This is a genomic window from Antarcticimicrobium luteum (assembly GCF_004358185.1).
In the GTDB taxonomy this organism is placed as follows: Bacteria; Pseudomonadota; Alphaproteobacteria; order Rhodobacterales; family Rhodobacteraceae; genus Antarcticimicrobium; species Antarcticimicrobium luteum.
The window spans coordinates 82,983-101,614 of the sequence record NZ_SMUV01000068.1; the positions used below are offsets into that span (position 1 = coordinate 82,983).

Annotated in this window: 14 protein-coding genes; 4 read left to right on the forward strand and 10 right to left on the reverse strand. The window is 66.3% G+C overall.

Annotation, left to right across the window (positions count from 1 at the left end; genetic code table 11):
* Positions 1-58: 58 nt before the first annotated feature.
* From E1832_RS13495 to E1832_RS13505, 3 genes are all read right to left on the reverse strand, one after another.
* Positions 59-1,204, reverse strand: coding sequence for a C4-dicarboxylate TRAP transporter substrate-binding protein (locus E1832_RS13495; RefSeq protein WP_165978886.1), 1,146 nt, complete (start codon positions 1,202-1,204; stop codon positions 59-61).
* A 273-nt stretch (positions 1,205-1,477) separates the two neighbouring features.
* Positions 1,478-3,232, reverse strand: coding sequence for an FAD-dependent monooxygenase (locus E1832_RS13500; RefSeq protein WP_133360289.1), 1,755 nt, complete (start codon positions 3,230-3,232; stop codon positions 1,478-1,480).
* A 94-nt stretch (positions 3,233-3,326) separates the two neighbouring features.
* Positions 3,327-3,845, reverse strand: coding sequence for a VOC family protein (locus tag E1832_RS13505; protein WP_133360290.1), 519 nt, complete (start codon positions 3,843-3,845; stop codon positions 3,327-3,329).
* 171 nt (positions 3,846-4,016) lie between these two features.
* Here E1832_RS13505 and E1832_RS13510 point away from each other — a divergent pair, with 171 nt between their 5' ends.
* Positions 4,017-5,144 (forward strand): alpha/beta hydrolase, encoded by a 1,128-nt coding sequence (locus E1832_RS13510; RefSeq protein ID WP_133360291.1) that lies wholly within the window; start codon positions 4,017-4,019, stop codon positions 5,142-5,144.
* Between the two features lie 142 nt (positions 5,145-5,286).
* Positions 5,287-6,720 (forward strand): NAD-dependent succinate-semialdehyde dehydrogenase, encoded by a 1,434-nt coding sequence (locus tag E1832_RS13515; protein WP_245513988.1) that lies wholly within the window; start codon positions 5,287-5,289, stop codon positions 6,718-6,720.
* Between the two features lie 62 nt (positions 6,721-6,782).
* Here the strand turns inward: E1832_RS13515 and E1832_RS13520 are convergent, their stop codons facing one another.
* From E1832_RS13520 to E1832_RS13530, 3 genes are all read right to left on the reverse strand, one after another.
* Positions 6,783-7,373: an IS6 family transposase gene (locus E1832_RS13520; protein WP_280960209.1), complete on the reverse strand. Its 591-nt coding sequence runs from the start codon at positions 7,371-7,373 to the stop codon at positions 6,783-6,785.
* 385 nt (positions 7,374-7,758) lie between these two features.
* Complete coding sequence (locus tag E1832_RS13525) at positions 7,759-8,565, reverse strand: crotonase/enoyl-CoA hydratase family protein (protein ID WP_133360292.1); 807 nt, start codon at positions 8,563-8,565, stop codon at positions 7,759-7,761.
* 32 nt (positions 8,566-8,597) lie between these two features.
* The gene (locus tag E1832_RS13530) at positions 8,598-10,367 is read right to left on the reverse strand and encodes an acyl-CoA dehydrogenase family protein (RefSeq protein WP_133360293.1); all 1,770 of its coding nucleotides are present in this window, start codon (positions 10,365-10,367) and stop codon (positions 8,598-8,600) included.
* Positions 10,368-10,484: 117 nt separating this feature from the next.
* Between E1832_RS13530 and E1832_RS13535 the strand changes: the two genes are divergently transcribed.
* Both E1832_RS13535 and E1832_RS13540 read left to right on the forward strand, forming a co-directional pair.
* Positions 10,485-11,519, forward strand: coding sequence for an AraC family transcriptional regulator (locus E1832_RS13535; RefSeq protein ID WP_133360294.1), 1,035 nt, complete (start codon positions 10,485-10,487; stop codon positions 11,517-11,519).
* Positions 11,520-11,910: 391 nt separating this feature from the next.
* The gene (locus tag E1832_RS13540; RefSeq protein ID WP_133360295.1) at positions 11,911-13,251 is read left to right on the forward strand and encodes a ferredoxin reductase family protein; all 1,341 of its coding nucleotides are present in this window, start codon (positions 11,911-11,913) and stop codon (positions 13,249-13,251) included.
* Positions 13,252-13,358: 107 nt separating this feature from the next.
* Here the strand turns inward: E1832_RS13540 and hutU are convergent, their stop codons facing one another.
* The 4 genes from hutU to hutI form a co-directional block, all read right to left on the reverse strand.
* A complete protein-coding gene (gene hutU, locus E1832_RS13545) occupies positions 13,359-15,023 on the reverse strand; it encodes a urocanate hydratase (protein WP_133360296.1) in 1,665 nt (554 codons plus the stop codon).
* Between the two features lie 72 nt (positions 15,024-15,095).
* Positions 15,096-15,893: an N-formylglutamate deformylase gene (gene hutG / locus E1832_RS13550; RefSeq protein WP_133360297.1), complete on the reverse strand. Its 798-nt coding sequence runs from the start codon at positions 15,891-15,893 to the stop codon at positions 15,096-15,098.
* Positions 15,890-17,431, reverse strand: a complete 1,542-nt coding sequence (gene hutH, locus E1832_RS13555; protein ID WP_133360298.1) for a histidine ammonia-lyase — start codon at positions 17,429-17,431, stop codon at positions 15,890-15,892. Before hutH ends, hutG begins: the two co-directional genes overlap by 4 nt.
* Entirely contained in the window at positions 17,424-18,626 is a 1,203-nt protein-coding gene (hutI, locus tag E1832_RS13560; RefSeq protein ID WP_133360299.1) for an imidazolonepropionase, read from the reverse strand. The genes hutH and hutI overlap by 8 nt, the downstream gene beginning before the upstream one ends.
* Positions 18,627-18,632 lie beyond the last annotated feature (6 nt).

Genomic DNA, 18,632 nt, shown 5'->3' on the forward strand with positions numbered 1-18,632 from the left:
TCGAAATCCCGGGCGCGCCCCGATACCGTTGCGCGCCCGGACCACGATACTGTGTCGATCAGTTCATACCGAACGTATCGGGATCGAGTTTGCTGTAGACCTCGCGGGTATAGGCTTCGCCGACTTTTTGGGGATCGTTGCCCGTGGTCTCTGCGATTTCCAGCCATTTTGGATAGAGGTTCATCACCGTCTCGACCAGCTGGGCGGCATTTTTCACCCCGCTGGCTTCAGCCGCAGCGATCACCTCGGCCACCTCGGCCTCGCCGAAGGCCTTGAACAGCTCTTCGAAACTACCGTCGCCTTTGGTCGGCTTCAGACCAAGCTCATCGGCCTGGGACAGCAGTTCCTCATCGGGTTTCAGATAGGCGTCGATCGTCGAACGCGCGCTGAGCTCGCCCATATGCGACAACATCGCAGCCCGCGCCTCGGTGGACAGCCCCTGCCAGCGATCCTTGTTCATCACCACCAGGCCCAGCCCTTTGACATAGCCCATCGGGACATTGACGATATTCGGCGCCGTGTCGACATAGCCATAGGAGGTCATCCAGGCGAGCGGCCCGATCAGGCAATCGAGTGTGCCGCGCTGGATTGCCGAAACGCCTTCGTTGGCAGGCATGTTGATGGGCGTCCCCCCCATCATGTTGACCAGACGCGCCAGAGCGCCCACCGCGCGGATCTTGCGCCCTTTCAGATCGGCCACCGAATTCGCCGGATCCTTGCAGAACATGCGGTACTGGCCGCCCGACCCCGTCGCTAGCGGAACGGTGTTGTTGTCAGTGTAGTTGCTCAGGCACTGCGGGCAATGCAGATACATCGCCTCAAGCACCGCGCCGGTGCCGGCCACCACATTGTCGCCAAAAGCGATAAACTGGAAGAACAGGTTGATCTCAGGCAGCTCGGTCCGGTTGTAGACCGGCACGACAAAGCTGAAGTCCGCCAGACGGTTCTTGGCCCCTTCGAGCGATTCTCGTGCGCCCAGAAGCTGCCCCCCCGGAATGACGCGCACCTTGAAATCGATATCCGGATCCGCCTTGAGGTCCTCGAGCAGCGGCTCAAGCGCCCGATCGTAAAACGGATGTTTCGGCGCCATATAGGCCCCGAAGGTCATAGTTTCGGCCACCGCCGGCGCGGCGACACAGGTCACCGACAGTGCCGCGGCGGACAGGCCCGCCCTCAAACGGCGTCCAGTTGCAAATCCCAGCATATTTTCCTCCCTGGTCGACATGTCTTATTCAGTTTCCGCGCCCCGCTGGGGAACGGTCAGCGAAGCTCACGATCCCTCGCATTATTCTGCATAGTAGAACTGTGTTCTATATTTAACGCAGCTATTGCATGAGCCGTCAAGGGAATCGAGCATCGCTTGGCGATAGGTTACGGATTTTTTTAATCGCAAAAATGGATACAAATGCGATATAAGGTATCTCGAACCGGCATGGGTTTTACCCGCTGCGCCGCCCGACACCGGCCCGCCCCCGGCTCAGGCCCCGGTTGCCCGCTCCAGAATACGCAGCGCCTGCGCGCCATCCGCACCGCCGCAATCGTCCCCGCGCCAGGCCACATGTCCATCCGGACGGATCAGCACCAGCTTGCGACGATAGAGCTCGCAAACCGCGGGCTCGACGATGCGCACGATATCGAGCGGGATACGACGCTCGGCCGCGGCGCGCTCGAAAGCCGCGGTCCCGGTGCCGCCCGGCCCCAACACGAACAGCACAAACCCCCCGCCCAGATGATCCAACGTCGAACGCCCGTCGCCCAGCCACAGATGCGGCGCGCGCGCGCCCGGCTCGGCGGACTGCGAAAACAACATGACCTCGGCAACCGGCAACTCCCGCCAGTCAAGCTTCAGCGGCGTACCGTTCGCTTCATGCACGACAAGCCGCTGCCACTCCCGCAGGAAGGTCGGATCGCCCTCCGCCCGGGCACCCCGGCCGGGCCCCGGCTCCGCCTCTTCCTCCGCGACACAGATTGGCGAATTGCGGTAGACATACCCCAAATCGATGCCGTTCTTGTACCATTCCCGCAGCATCGTCGCGGCATAGGTCCGACCGACCCGCGCGCGCAGCCGGGCCCCCTCCGGCGTCTGCGCCAGCAACCCCGGCACCTCGCCGACCGAGAGGGTCCGGTAGAGGTTGCCTGAGGCCTCGCGGATTGCCCGGAACCCAACCGGGCGGCGCTCGGCCTCGTAGCTGTCCAAAAGCGCCGGCCCGCCCCAGCCCTGCAGAACCGCCGTCAGTTTCCACGACAGATCGACCGCATCGGCAATGCCGGTGTTCATCCCGAACCCGCCTGTCGGCGAGGTGATATGCGCCGCGTCCCCGGCAAGAAATATCCGCCCCGCGCGATAGCGATCCGCCAGCAGTTCCTTGCGCTGCCAGGGCAGGATGTCGAGAATCTCGAATTCTATCCCCGCGCCAAAGGCGCGCCGGATCTTCGCCTCGACCTCCTCCGGCGCTGGCTTGCACGCCTCGGACCCGCCAAATATCTGCACCCGCCAGATGTCCTGGCCGTTGATATGGGAGCAGGTCGCCCAGACCCCCTCCTCGCCCACGAAGAAAAAGCGATAGCCGGGCAGGATATGGGTGCGCGCGATCAGGTCCGAACAACGGATCAGCACGTTGGTGGAATAGTTCAGGAAGCCCAGCCCGGTCATCCCGATCCCCATCGCCTCGCGCACGAAACTGCCACCGCCGTCGCAGGCCACAAGATAACGGCCCCGCCGCTCGACGCTCTCGCCGCTACGGTTATCGCGGCAGGTCAGCGACACGCCCTCACCGTCCTGCGCCACCGCCGTGACCTCGCATTCGTAGTTGAGCGAGACCCGCGCGCCATGCGACCGGGCGAAATCGCGCAGGATCAGGTCAAAGAAGTTCTGCGGGCAGCGCAGCCGCGGCTCGGGGCTGACCTCGGCACCGGACAGCTCGGCCCCGCCCGAAGGCCGCACAAAGGATTCCCGGCCCAGCTCATAGCCGTCGAAGCCGGTCAGATAGACCATGTCGTTGGGATGATCGGCCGGAAACGGAAAGGTCTTGGCCTTTTCGGCGACCCCCCAGCGACGGCAGAACTCCATCGTCCGGTTGCTGATGCCGTCCATCTTGGGTTGCCGGATGGCCCCGTCGGTCTTTTCGAACAGCGCGCAGGACACCCCGCGCGCGCCGAGATCCCCGGCCAGAGCCAGACCCACCGGGCCACCGCCCACAATCAATACATCCACCGGCTTCGTGTCACCCATGTCTCCCCCCTCGTCCTTTTCAGTGGCTTCGCACCCGGGCTCGACAGGGCGCAAAGCTGGGTCTCGAACCGCCGTCCCGAAGGGCGGCGGAGTTTCAGATCTGACGTTCCATCTCGATGCCGGTCACCGGCTTCTTGTCGGCACTCCAGCGCTCCAGAATGCGCCGGGCGTCGCGTGCCGTACACTCGTCCGGGACGATCTTGCGGTTGGTCAGCTCCAGCCGGTGGCCGTTGGGATCGAAGAAATAGATCGACAGGCACAGATGCCCGTCCTTCGGCCCGGTGACCTTGATGCCGTCGTCCTCCAGCCGCTTCATCATCGACATCAGGGTCTCGCGGTCGGCCACCTCAAGGGCAAGGTGCTGCACCCATTCCGGTGTGTTCGGGTCGCGACCCATGTCCGGCTCTTCCGGAGTTTCGAAAAACGCCACACAACTGCCGTCCTGCATCGCCAGGAACACGTGGATATGCGGACAATATTCCTTGGTGGACTGCACATGGCTGTCGGTCACCGCTGCGACCAGTTCCATGTCCAGATACTTGTTGTAGAACTCCACGGTCTCATTGGCGTCGCGGCAGCGATAAGCGACATGGTCCAGTCTCAACGGCGTCATAGGGGGCCCTCCTCTGGCTCGACAAAAACAGAACTAGATGTTCTATTTCTATAAATATCACCTATTCAGGTTTTGACAACAAGCAATTTCCCCTCGTCAAACACGCCCGATCCATCTACTAACGGAACCTTCAGTTCTATTTAATTCCGGCACGACCAGGGAGGTTCCGCAATGCCCCACACCCTCAGCCACCTGCTGACACTTCCGGTGAAACCGGGGGGATTCATGGAAAGCCAGAGCGGCATCCAGCGAAACCGCCCGGTGATCTTCTGCCGATTCGAAGAGCCTTCGCCGAAAGGCAAGCTGGCCTTCGTCCTGACCCACCCGACCAGCAATTTCCACAACCACTACCTGATCGAGCCGCTGCTGAACCGGGGCGGCGCGGTGCTGGCGCTGAACACCCGCTATTCGGGCAACGATTCGATGCTGCTGATGGAACGCGCGGCGATGGATCTGGGCGCCGGCATCCGTTTCCTGCGCGGCCGGGGCTACGAAAGGATCATCCTGATCGGCAATTCCGGCGGCGGCTCCCTGGCGGCCTTCTATCAGAGCCAGGCCGAGACCCTGGGCTTCGCCGACACCCCCGACGGCCGACCTCTCGGCATCACCGCCGGGGACATACCGCCGGCCGACGGCATCGTGCTGACCTGCGCCCACCCGGGCCGTGCCGAACAGCTGCTGACCAAGATCGACCCGGCGGTCACCGACGAGGCCGATCCCGAACTGAACGATCCGGCGCTCGATATGTACAATCCGGACAACGGCCCCGCCTATGCCCCCGCCTGGGTGGAACGCTATCGCGCCGCCCAGGCGGCGCGGATCGACAGAATCACCGCCCATGTGCTCTCCCGTCTGCGACAGCTCGACGACACCCGCCCGCCGGAGACCGCCGACGAGGCCTTCGTCATTCACCGTACTCAGGCCGACCCGCGGCTGCTGGACCTGTCTCTGGATGCCAACGACCGCAAGGCGGGCTCGATCCAGGGCGCGGCAGCGCACGCGAATTACGCCGCCAACGGGCTCGGGCGGTTCTGCACGCTGCGCTCCTACCTCAGCCAGTGGAGCCCCGCCCACAGCCGCGCCAACGGACCGAAGCGGCTGGCCGAGACCGCCTGCCCGGTGCTGCTGGTGGAGCATACCGCCGACCAGACCGTCTTTCCCAGCCACATGCGGGCATGGGCGGCCGCCTGCGAAGGGCGCCAGACCTACCACGTGCTGAAGGGCGCGCCGCATTATCTCGACAGCCATCCCCATCTGATCGACGAAACCGCCGATCTCCTGCTTGACTGGGCCGGCTAGGCATCTCCTTCCAAGATCGCTCGCATGCCCGCATTGTTCTTTTTCGGCGCAGCGCCCGCCGCCACTATGGCGCGGCCGTCCGAGGCGCGCGCCGCGCGTTTCGGGACCGGCGCCCAATCGAACAGCGACGGGAGATCCCAGAGTGAGCTACGCCGACCTCAAAATGCATATTGCCGGGCAATGGATCGGCGCCGACCAGCGCGACAGCCTGGCCGTTCACAACCCTGCCACCGGCGAAGAGATCGGCCGCCTGCCCTGCGCCACCCCGGAGGATGTCGAGGCCGCCGCCCGGGCGGCGGCGCGCGGCTTTGCCGCGTGGAAGGCCGTATCGCCCTTCGACCGCGCCAAGGTGCTGCACCGCGCCGCCGCCCTGCTGCGTGAGCGCGCCGACACCATCGCCCCGATCCTGACCCGGGAACAGGGCAAGCCGCTGGCGCAATCGCGGCTGGAGGTGATCACCTCAGCCGAGATCATCGAATGGTTCGCCGAAGAGGGCCGCCGCACCTATGGCCGGGTGATCCCCGCGCGGGCCCCGCAGGTCCGGCAGATGGTGGTCAAGGACCCGGTCGGGCCGGTCGCCGCCTTCACCCCCTGGAACTTCCCCATCGGCCAGGCGGTACGGAAGCTTTCCGCCGCGCTCTGCACTGGTTGCTCGATCGTGCTGAAGGGCGCCGAGACCACCCCCGGTTCGGTGATCGAACTGGTCCGCGCCTATCTTGATGCGGGCGTTCCAGCCGAGGTCATTGGACTGATCTCCGGAGATCCGGTCGCCATCTCCGCCCGGCTGATCGCCCATCCGGAGATCCGCAAGGTCTCCTTCACCGGCTCCACCGCCGTGGGGCGGCATCTGGCCGAACTGGCCGGACGGCACATGAAGCGCAGCACGATGGAGCTCGGCGGTCACGCGCCGGTGCTGATCTTCGACGATGCCGACGCCGCCGATGCGGTGGACCGCATGGCCGCCGCCAAATTTCGCAACGCCGGCCAGATCTGCATCGCCCCCACCCGTTTCCTGGTACAAGAGCCCCTGTTCGATACAGTCGCCGCCGAGATGGTTGCGCGGGCCGAGGCGCTCAGGCTCGGCGATGGCATGAACCCGGGGACCGACATGGGCCCGCTCGCCCACGAACGCCGGGTCGTGGAGATCGAGGCGCTGGTCGGCGATGCCCTAGACAAGGGCGCCCGCCTGCTGGCCGGCGGCAAGCGCCGCGGCAACTCCGGCTGTTTCTTCGAACCCACGGTGCTCGCCGACGTGCCGCCGGAGGCGCGGATGATGCAGGATGAGCCCTTCGGCCCCGTAGTGATCCTCAATTGCTTTGCGGAGGACGATACCGCCTTTGCCGAGGCCAACCGCCTGCCCTATGGCCTCGCGGCCTATGGCTTTACCGCCAGCGCCGCCCGCGCCGACCGCATGATGAGCGAGATCGAAAGCGGCATGGTCTCGATCAACCATCAGGGCCTGGCCCTGATCGAAACCCCCTTCGGCGGCATCAAGGATTCCGGCTATGGCCACGAAGGCGGCTTCGAAGCCCTCGACGCCTATCTCAACACCCGCTTCCTGACCCATCGGAGCTGAGGCCCGGAGCCGATCCGCAACCGCCCCACGGCGTGGCGGTTGCAGCCCACTGTTGGGTTCGGTCACGGCGAAGCAGGCCTTGTGGCCTGCCCTTCCGCCATGGGCCGGATCATCCGTTCCTTTTCTTCATCGGTGCCGAATTCCGCGACCGGGTTGAGCCGGAAGAAGTGGATGTACCCGCGCTCGCAGCCCTCGTGATCGAGATCGTCCGGAGCATTGGCGCGGCATGAGCGGAGCTTGTCTGTGATGATCCGCTTGGGAACAGATCCCGCGCGTTTCATCAATTTGCGCAGAAGCCGTTTGGCGGCCCGTTTGTCCCGCCGGGACTGGAGGATCTCGTCCAGAACGGCGCCATGTTGATCAACGGCGCGCCAGAACCAGAACGTTTTGCCGGAAATCTTCACCACGACTTCGTCAAGGTGCCAGATGTCGCCGGGGCGGCGCTGGCGCCGCCGCAGGTTCCTCGCGATCTGCGGCCCGAATTTGGCCGTCCAGCGCCGAACGGCTTTATAGGACACGTCGATGCCACGTTCGAGCAGCATCTCCTCGACCTCACACAGGCTCAGATTGAACCGGACATACAGCCAGACCGCGTGGGCGATGATCGAGGGCGGAAACCGGTGCCGCTTGTAGCTGATGGAAGGTGTCTGCATCGCTGTGATCTACGTTGCAATCAAAGAGCAGGCAATCGCCGCCCGATTAACGTGATAACGCCGTTTCGACATCTCTGATCTCCTCTTTGTCGAAGATCAGCAGACTGCAAATCGTAGCTTATGTCAGTGTCCGAATTTCTGGGGGTAGCTCACCGGCAGGCGCATCCCGCGATCCGGGCGCCGGGACGCGCGCCCCGATTCTCCGGGGTTCTGACCGCGGGGACCGCTTGCGGCCCGCGCGAAAATCCGTGGATCAAGGTGGCCAGATCGGCCGCGACCCCGTTCAGGGGACAGCTGCGGAGGTCCGGCCGCGCCAACCGAGGGTAGTTGCCCCCGGTTGGTCGCCATCGTTTTCCGCCGCCAGCCGGGCCGCGGCAACGTCCGCTCAACTGTTGGGGCGCACCCGCGCGGCGGATTTGTCGGCAAAGGCGGCCAACCGCGCCCGCGCGTCGGGCTGGGTGTTGACGATCCCGGCCACCACGGATTCGGCATAGGCGGCGTCCAGCGCCGACATGTTCTGCACGTGGCTGATCGCCGAGCAGATGGCGAAATTGGTCAGCGGCAGGTTCTGCGCCGCGCGGCGCGCCAGTTCCATCGCCTTGTCCAGGCTGGAGCCTTCGACCATGTATTGCGCCAGACCCAGGTCGACGGCCTCCTGCCCCTGATAGACGCGGCCCATCAGGATCATGTCGATCATCCGCGCCTTGCCGATCAGGTCGGCGACCCGGATGGTGGCACCGCCGCCGGTGAACAGGCCGCGCTGACCCTCGGGCAGGGCGAAATAGGTGCTCTGGTCCATCACCCGCACATGGGCGGCACTGGCCAGTTCCAGCCCGCCACCGACTACCGCGCCCTGCAGCGCCGCGATCACCGGAACGCCGCCGTATTCCATCTTGTTGAAGGCCTCGTGCCAGCGCAGGCAGACATGCATGAAATCGGCCGGGCTGCGGTCGGCGTCATGGTGTTCGATCAGATCGAGACCGGCGCAGAAATGGTCCCCGGCACCGGCCAGAACCACCGCCTTGACCCCGGCTCGCGGCGCGGCGGAAAAGAATTCGACCATCTCCTCGACCGTGGCGAGATCAAGCGCGTTGCGCTTTTCCGGCCGGTTCAGGGTGACGACCCAGACGCCGTCCTCCTGCGGGTCGAGGGCCAGCCGGGTGTAGCGGGAGGTATCGATTTCAACGGTCATGGTTCAGTCCTTTCAGATCTGGCAAAGCGGGGTCAGAGCAGCGCGGCGAGCAGGCTGTCCGCCCCCTCGGTGATGCGCAGGCGCTGGGTTTCGGTTTCGGGCAGGATATGGTCGGCATAGAACCGCGCGGTGGCGATCTTGGCGGTCATGAAATCAGGCTCTGATCCGTTTTCCAGGGCCCTTTCCGCCGCCAGCAGCGATCGGGCCAGCTGCCATCCCGCCATCAGGTTTCCGGCCAGCATCAGGTAGGGCACGCTGCCGCCGAAGGCGGCGTTGGGATCGGCGCCGCCGGTGTGGCAGAGGTGATCGACCACCGCCTCGAACGCGCCCCGCGCCGCCGTCAGCCGGGTGGCCACCAACTGCGCGACGGGACTGCCTGCCGACAGATCGGCCTCGGTTCCGGCGATCATCGCGGCCAGCCGCCGGGCGGTGGCGCCGCCGTCGCGCAGGGTCTTGCGGCCCAGAAGGTCGTTGGCCTGGATCGCCGTCGTGCCCTCGTAGATCGGCAGGATGCGGGCGTCGCGGTAATGCTGGGCGGCGCCGGTTTCCTCAATGAAACCCATGCCGCCATGCACCTGCACCCCCATCGAGGCGACCTCTACCCCCATCTCGGTGCAGTATCCCTTGACCAGCGGCACCATGAATTCGGCCAGCGCCGCCGCCTCGGGGCAGCTCGCGGGTGTTTCGTCCGGATGCGCCAGCTCCTGCCAGCCCGCGGTGGCGGCGGCCATCGCGCGCCCGCCTTCGGTCAGCGCCCGCATCCGCAGCAGCAGCCGGCGCACGTCGGGATGATGGATGATCGTCACCGCGTCGCGGGATGATCCGTCGACCGGGCGGCTTTGCACCCGCTCGCGGGCAAAGGCCAGCGCCTGCTGATAGGCCCGTTCGGCGATGGCGATACCCTGCAGCCCGACCGCATAGCGGGCGGCGTTCATCATCACGAACATATAGTCGAGGCCGCGGTTTTCCTCGCCGATCAGATGGCCGGTCGCGCCCTCATACTCCAGCACCGCCGTCGGGCTCGCCCTGACGCCCAGCTTGTGCTCGACCGAGACGCAGCGCACCGCGTTGCGGGGGCCAAGGCTCCCATCCGCCTCAACCCTGTATTTCGGCACCAGAAACAAGCTGATCCCCTTGACCCCCGTCGGGGCGCCCGGGGTGCGCGCCAGCACCAGATGGACGGTGTTCTCCGCCATGTCATGCTCACCATAGGTGATGAAGATCTTGGTCCCGGTGATGCGATAGCTGCCGTCGGCGTTCCGCTCGGCGCGGCTGCGCACCAAGGCCAGGTCGCTGCCGGCCTGCGGCTCGGTCAGGTTCATCGTCCCGGTCCAGCGGCCCGAGACGAGCGGCGTCAGATAGGTGGCCTTTTGCGCCTCGGACCCCGCCGTCAGCAGCGCCTCGATGGCGCCGTCGGTCAGCAGCGGGCACAGCGCGAAACTCATGTTGGCGGCGTTCAGGATCTCGGTCGCTGCCGCCCCGACGGCGCGCGGCAGGCCCTGACCGCCATAGGCCTCGGGGTGTTGCAGCCCCTGCCAGCCCATCTCGACGAACTGGGCATAGGCGGCGGCGAACCCCTCCGGCAGGATCACCTTGCCGTTCTCGATGCGCGAAGCGGCCCGGTCCCCCGGGGCGTTCAGCGGCGCGATCCGGTCGGCGCAGAAACGTCCGAACTCTTCAAGCACCGCCGAGACATCGCCGAGATCGAGCCCGGCGTGCTGCGGCAGCCCGGCGATCCCGGACCAGCCCGACAGATGTTCGATGTTGAAAAGCAGATCCCTGACAGGTGCGGTGAAGGTCATCGGGCAGCCCCCTGAATGCGTTTGAGTGCCATATAGAAGGGAAAAACACCGCGTACTATCTCCTCCATGGACGCTTAATTTGCAAAAAGTGACAAATTCCGGGATGCTGACCGAACCATGACCCCAGCCCTCGTGCCCGCCCAGACCCCGCCGGTTCTCTCCACCGTGTCCTTCGCCTTTGTCGAGGACTGGCTCTCGGCGCTCCGGGCCTATTGCCCGCCGCAGCAGCTGGCGGAGTTTCTGGAGCAGACCGGGCTGGCCGCCGCCGCCAGCCAGCCGCGCGCGCGGGTGACGCATGACCAGATCGTGCGCCTGTATCAGCTGGTGGCGGTCGGCACCGGGGATGAGATGATGGGGCTGTGGAGCCGGCCAATCCGGTCGGGCGGGCTCAAGATCCTATGTGCCTCGGTGCGCGGGGCCTCGTCGCTGGCGGCGGCGCTCTATCGTTTCACCACCTTCTGGAATCTGCTGCTGGACGACCACCGGCTGACGCTGGAGGAGACCGGCGAGGCGCTGCGCCTGTCCATCGTACCGCGCGGCGCGGCGGTGCCGCAGCGGTTCGGGCAGATGCTGCTGTTGAAACTGGCCCATGGCATCGCCTCATGGCTGGCCGGGCGTGAACTGCCGCTGCGCGAGGTCGGTTTCGTCTTTGCCCGCCCGGGGTTCGCCGAGGATTACCCGATCCTCTTTCCCGCCCCGATCCGGTTTGCGCAGCCCTGTTCGTCGATCAGTCTGGACCGGGCGCTGGGGGCGCTGCCGGTGGCGCGCAGCGAGGCCGAGATGCAGGACTTTCTGATCCGCGCCCCGCGCGACTGGATCTTTACCGGCTATCGTGAACATGCCCTGCCGCTGCGCCTGCGCGAGTTGCTTTTGTTATCGGACCGGATGAATGTGAACCTCGGCGATGCCGCCCGGGCGCTGAACCTGACGCCACGCACCTTGATGCGGCGGCTGGAGGCAGAGGGCACCTCGTTTCAGGATATCAAGGACGGGCTGCGCCGCGACATCGCCATCCGCGACCTGACCCGGGGCGGCAAGAGCCTGGAGGGCATCTCGCAGGACATCGGCTTTGCCTCGGTGGCGAATTTTCACCGGGCGTTCAAACGCTGGACCGGGGTGACCCCCGGCGCCTATCGCCGGGACCTCCGCTGAGGCGAGCAGGGGGGGCGCGCCGCGACACGCCGTATTCGGGAGGAGCCGAGGAAGGCCCGGCATTCGGAGTCAACAAATGTCATAAAAAGCCATGGATTTTCGCAAGGTGGGGGGTGCCTGCCGTAGACCTGGACAGCCGTGCGGTATTCAAAATCATATCAATGATATAGCGCTGCATATGACCGAAAAAACGGGCTGGCGATCCGGGCATTTCCGGGAAATGCGGCGCTGAACCCGGTCAAAAACCGCGAACCATGGTTCCGGATCTGGTCGTCCCGGACCTGCGGAATATAATCGCCGACGGAAATGCCCTCGGCCAACGTATGAAGGTCATACCCGAGCGGTATTGCGGGCAGGACTGTCCGCGTCCTCCTCCACGAAGGCCAATACCATGAAGAAAATCAAGATCACCCTTTGGGCCATTCCCGCGGTTCTGTCCGTGCTCTGGCTCGCCGCAACCCTTCCCTTTCCTGACGAATTGAGCGTCATCGGTGTCCGCAACCTGCTGGTCCAATATACCGGGGTGCTGAGCATCGGCGCGATGAGCGTCGCGATGATCCTGGCCCTGCGCCTGAAATGGCTGGAACCCTGGCTGAACGGCCTCGATAAATCCTATCGGCTGCACAAATGGCTGGGCATTTCCGCGCTGGTGACCTCGATCCTGCACTGGCTTGCCACGCAGGGGCCGAAATGGGCGGTTGGCATGGGCCTGCTGGAACGGCCCAAACGCGGTGGCCCGCCAGCGGGGGCAGAGGCGTTGCCAGCCCTGCAACAGATTTTCAAAAGCCAACGCGGCACCGCCGAGATGCTGGGCGAATGGGCGTTTTACGCTGCGGTTCTGCTGATCGCGCTCGCCCTGATCAGGCGGGTTCCCTATAAATTCTTCGTCTCAGCTCACAAGCTGATTGCCGTCGCCTATCTGGTGCTGGTCGCCCATTCCACGGTGCTTCTCGACTTCGGCGCCTGGACCCAGCCCCTGGGCATTCTGGTCGGCCTGCTCATGGTCGGCGGCGTGATCGCGGCGGCGCTGGCGCTGAGCGGGCAGATCGGCCGGGGCAACCGCGTGGCGGGCAGGATCGTGACCTTTCGGACATTCCCTGAGGTGCGCAGCACCGAGGTCAATATCGCGTTGCAGGACGGCTGGACAGGACATGACGCAGGCCAGTTCGCCTTTGTGACCTTCCACCGCCACGAGGGCAGGCATCCGTTCACCATCGCCTCGGCCTGGGATCCGGCAACGCGCGAGATTGCTGTCATCACCAAGGGGCTGGGCGATTATACCGACGTCTTGCCCGAAACGCTCACCCCCGGAGAAGAGGTCGTTGTCGAGGGGCCCTATGGCTGCTTTACCTTTGATGATGCGCGCGAGCGGCAGATCTGGATCGGGGGCGGCATCGGCATCACCCCGTTCATCGCGCGCATGAAACAGCTGGCGCGGGTGCCGGGCGAGAAAACCGTCGATCTGATCCACAGCACGAAAGAGATATCGCCCGAGGCGCTGGACCTGTTGACCGCCGATGCTGAGGCGGCCGGTATCGACCTGCACATCCTGGTCGATGACCGGGACGGGTTTCTCACCGGCGACCGGGTTCGCGATCTGGTGCCCGAGTGGACGGCGGCCTCGGTCTGGTTCTGCGGTCCGGCCGCCTTCGGGCAGCGCCTGCGCGGCGATCTGATCGCGAACGGCCTGGCGGCGGGCGATTTCCATCAGGAGCTGTTCAACATGCGCTGACTGCCGTCCAACCCCGGGGTGCCGCCGTAAAGGCTCGCATCGGTCGAACCCCGGGGACTCGCGGCGCTAACCTGTACGGGGTCAGCGCCGCGGGGCGCCGGCCTCGCTCACAGGATTGCGGGCAGGTTCAGGTTGTGCGCCTTTGCGCAGTCCACCGCGATCTCGTAGCCCGCATCGGCATGGCGCATCACCCCGGTGGCCGGATCGTTCCACAGCACCCGGGCGATGCGCGCATCGGCCTCCGGGGTGCCGTCGCAACAGATCACCATGCCCGCATGCTGGGAAAAGCCCATGCCGACGCCGCCGCCATGGTGCAGCGACACCCAGGTCGCCCCCGAGGCGGTGTTGAGCAGTGCGTTCAGCAGCGGCCAGTCCGACACCGCGTCGGAGCCGTCGCGCATGGATTCCGTCTCGCGGTTGGGGGAGGCGACCGAACCGGAATCGAGGTGGTCGCGCCCGATCACCACCGGCGCCTTCAGCTCGCCGGTGCGCACCATCTCGTTAAAGGCAAGGCCCAGCTTGTCGCGCTGTCCCAGACCCACCCAGCAGATCCGTGCCGGCAGCCCCTGGAACGCGATCCGGTCGCGCGCCATGTCGAGCCAGTTGTGCAAATGCGGATCGTCGATCAGCTCTTTCACCTTCTGGTCGGTCTTGTAGATATCCTCGGGATCCCCCGAGAGCGCGACCCAGCGGAACGGCCCGACCCCCCGGCAGAACAGCGGCCGGATACAGGCCGGCACAAAACCGGGAAAGGAAAAGGCGCGTGCGAACCCCTCTTCAAACGCCATCTGGCGGATGTTGTTGCCATAATCCAGCGTCGGGATGCCGGCGTCGTGAAACCCCACCATCGCCTCGACCTGCGCACGCATGGAGGCGCGCGCCGCCGCCGCGACGCGCTTGGGATCGCTCTCTTGCCGGGCGCGCCATTCGGCCAGGCTCCAGCCCTGCGGAAGATAGCCGTGAACAGGGTCATGCGCCGAGGTCTGGTCGGTCACGAGATCGGGCCTCACCCCGCGTTTGAGAAGCTCGGGGAAAACATCCGCCGCGTTGGCGATCAACGCCACGGATTTCGCCTCGCCGGCGGCAGTCCAACGCTCGATCATCGCCAGCGCCGTGTCCAGATCGCGGGTCTTTTCGTCGCAATAACGGGTGCGGATGCGGAAATCGGCGCGACTCTCGTCGCATTCAACGGCGAGACAGCACGCGCCGGCCATCACCGCAGCCAGCGGCTGTGCGCCGCCCATCCCGCCCAGCCCCCCTGTCAGGATCCATTTGCCGGTGAGATCGCCGCCATAATGCTGGCGCCCGGCCTCGGCAAAGGTCTCATAGGTGCCCTGCACGATGCCCTGCGCGCCGATATAGATCCACGAGCCGGCGGTCATCTGACCGTACATCATCAGGCCCTTTTTATCGAGGTCGTTGAAATGGTCCCAGTTGGCCCAGTGCGGCACCAGGTTCGAGTTCGCGATCAGCACCCGCGGCGCGTCCCTGTGGGTGCGGAAGACGCCCACAGGCTTGCCCGACTGGACCAGCAGCGTCTCGGTGTCTTCGAGGGTTTTCAGCGTCTCGACGATCAGATCGAAATCCCTCCAGGTCCGCGCCGCGCGCCCGATGCCGCCATAGACGACAAGCTCATGCGGGTTTTCGGCGACGTCCGGGTGCAGGTTGTTCATGAGCATCCGCAGCGGCGCCTCGGTCAGCCAGCTTTTTGCGGTCAGCTCGGGGCCGGTGGGCGCAAAGATGTCGCGGGTGTTGTGGCGGGGATTGGTCATGTCTCTCTCCCTGGGATCGGGCCAGCAACTGGCCGGAAATGGTGATGCGCCGGGCGGCGCCCGGTGTCTGGCTCATGTCGTCGCCGCCAACTCGGGCGCCAGCCCGGCCAGCCTGCGCAGGATCGCGCCCAGCGGGATGCGCAGCGTCGCGGCCTTGAGCGGGTCGTAGGCGAACGGCGGCGCCTCGGCGGTCAGGTGGGTCGATTGCGCCAGCTCCATCTGGATCGCGTGCACGCCGTCCTCGGGCCGGCCGTAGTGGCGCGTCGTCCAGCCGCCCCTGAACCGCCCGTTCACCGCCAGCGTCCGGCCGGTGACTTCACATAGCTCGCGCACCACGGCCTCGACGCGCGGATCACAGGTAACACCCAGATTCGTGCCTATGTTGAAATCGGGCAGGGTGCCATCGAACAGGAACGGGATACGGCTGCGGATCGAATGGCAATCGTAAAGGATCGCCACCCCGTGGATCGCCCTGACCCGCGCGATCTCGGCGGCGAGCGCTGCGTGATAGGGGACGTGCCAATCGGCCAGACGCCGTGCGGTTTCGGCGGCGTCGGGGACCTCGGTCCAGATCGGTTCGCCATCGAAATCGGTCAGCGGGACGAGCCCGGTGGTGTTTTGCCCGGGATAGAGGCTGTCGTTCCCGGGCCCCCGGTTGGCGTCGATCACATAGCGATGGAACAGTGCGCGCACCGTGGTCGCCCCTTTCAGCAGCCCGCCATAGAGCCGCTCGACGTGCCAGTCGGTATCGGCGAGGACCTGTCCCCGCGGGGTCAGCCGGGCAAGGATCCGGTCGGGAACATGGGTGCCGGTATGGGGCAGGGCAAGGATGACCGGACCCTCGCCCCGGGTGACGGCGACCGGGGTCACGGGCGCACCTCGTCCAACAGGGCATCAGGCAGCGCGTCCAGCAGCGCGCCCGATCGGATCAACTCGGCCGCCGCCTCCAGATCGGGGGCGAGGTACCGGTCCTGGTCCAGCGGCGGCACCGACTGGCGCAGCCGGTAGATCACCGCCATCAGCGGCGCCGAGGTTTTCAGCGGCGCGCGGAACTCGACCCCGGCACAGCCGCAAAGCGCCTCGATCCCGAGAATATGGGTCAGATTCGCGTTCATCCGTCCGAGCCGCCGCGCCCCATGCGCCGCCATCGATACGTGATCCTCCTGATTGGCCGAGGTCGGCGTGGAATCGGTGGAACAGGGCGTGGCGAGATGCTTGTTCTCGCTCATCAGCGCGGCCGAGGTCACCTCGGCGATCATCAGCCCGCTGTTGAGCCCGGGCGAGGGCGTGAGAAAGGCGGGCAGATCGTGGTTCAGCGCGGGATCGACCATCAGCGCAATGCGCCGCTGCCCGATGGCGCCGATTTCGGCAATGGCGAGCGCGATCTGATCGGCGGCAAAGGCGACCGGCTCGGCATGGAAATTCCCGCCCGAGACGATCCGGTCCTCGGCGATCAGCACCAGCGGATTGTCGGTCGCGGCGTTGGCCTCGATCTCCAGCGTGCGGGCCGCCTGGGTGAGAAGGTCGATACAGGCGCCGGTCACCTGCGGCTGACACCGGATGCAATAGGGATCCTGAACGCGCTGGTCGCCGTCGCGGTGGCTCTCGCGGATCTGCGATCCCGCCATCAGCCTGCGGATCGCGCGCGCGGCGACGATCTGGCCGCGATGGCCGCGCAACTGGTGCACCGCGTCGAGAAAGGGCGCGGTCGAGCCCATGACCGCGTCGGTGGCCAGCGCCGAGGTCACCAGCGCGCTGCGCGCCAGCCGGAAGGCGTCGAACAGTCCGGCCAGCGCAAAGGCGGTAGAGACCTGGGTGCCGTTGATCAGCGCCAGCCCCTCCTTTGCGGTCAGGCTGATCGGCGCCAGTCCAGCTGCCGCCAGCGCCGCCGCCCCGTCCATCTCCTGGCCCTGAAACTGCGCGCGGCCCTCGCCGATCATCGCCGCCGTCATATGCGCAAGCGGGGCCAGATCGCCCGAGGCCCCGACCGAGCCCTGAGACGGGATCACCGGCACCACGCCCCGGGCGAGCATCGCCTCGAGCAGCGCCACCACCTCGGGGCGGACGCCGGAGGCCCCGCGCCCCAACGACAGCAGCTTCAGCACCATGATCAACCGCACGGTCTCGGGCTCGATCGGCTCGCCCACGCCGCAGCAGTGCGACAGGATCAGGTTGCGTTGCAGCGTGGCTGTGTCCTCGGCGCGGATCTTAATCGAGGCCAGTTTGCCAAAGCCGGTGTTGACGCCATAGACCGGCGCGTCGCCCCGCGCGGCGGCGGCGATGCGCGCGGCGGCGGCAGCGATCGCCGGGCGGGCGCTGTCGTCAAGGCGCACGGCCAGCCCGGCGCGCCAGACCTGTTCCAGCTGGGCCAGGGTGGTGCGGCCGGGAAACAGAACGCAGTCAGACAAATTCGCCTCCGTGGATGCGGGCGTGAAGGGGGTTAAAGCCGATCCGGTAGGCCAATTCGGCGGGGTGGGCGACATCCCAGACCGCCAGATCGGCGCGCAGGTCCGGCGCGATCACGCCGCGATCGGTCAGACCCAGCGCCCGGGCCGCGTTGCGGGTCACACCAGCCAGACATTCCGAGGGCGTCATCGAAAACAATGTCGCGCCCATGTTCAGCGTCAGCAGCAGCGAGGTCAGCGGCGAGGTTCCCGGGTTGCAATCGGTTGCCAGCGCCATCGGCACGCCGGCCGCGCGCAGCGCGGCAACCGGCGGCAATCGGGTTTCGCGCAGGGTGTAGAAGGCCCCCGGCAGCAGCACCGCGACGGTCCCCGAGGCCGCCATTGCCGCGATCCCGTCGGCGCCGAGATATTCCAGATGGTCCGCTGACAGCGCCCGGTGCCGCGCCGCCATCGCCGCCCCGCCCAGATCGGACAGCTGCTCGGCGTGGAGTTTCACCGGCAGGCCGAGCGCGGCGGCGCGGTCGAAAACCTGCGCCAACTCGTCAGGGCCGAAGGCGATGCCCTCGCAAAACCCGTCCACCGCATCGATCAGCCCGTCGTCATGGGCGCGCTCCATCCCCGCGATCACCACCTCGCGCAGATAGCCGGCGCGGTTGTCGGCGTATTCGGGCGGCAGCGCATGGGCGGCAAGCCAGGTGGTCACGACGCGGACCTTTCGCGCGCGCCCGATCCGGCGCGCCGCGCGCAGCATCCGCAGCTCGGCCTCGATATCCAGCCCGTAGCCGGATTTGATCTCAATCGTGGTGACCCCCTCGGCCAGCAGCGCATCGACCCGGGGCAGGGCCAGTGCAACCAGCCCATCCTCGCTCGCCGCCCGCGTGGCGCGCACGGTCGACAGGATCCCGCCGCCGGCGCGGGCGATCTGCTGGTACCCGGCGCCTTCAAGGCGCATCTCGAACTCGCGCGCGCGGTCGCCGCCAAAGACCAGATGCGTATGGCAGTCGATCAGCCCCGGCGTGACCAGCCGGCCGCCAAGATCCCGGCGCGGCGCACCGGCAAAGCGCGCCGGCAGGTCGGTTTCCGGCCCGGCCCAGGCGATCCGATCCGCGTCGATGACCAGACAGGCCGCCTCGACCATCCCGTAGCCGGGAGAGCCCTCGTCCATCCGAGCAATTTTCACGTCACCGAGAATCTGCATGGCGCG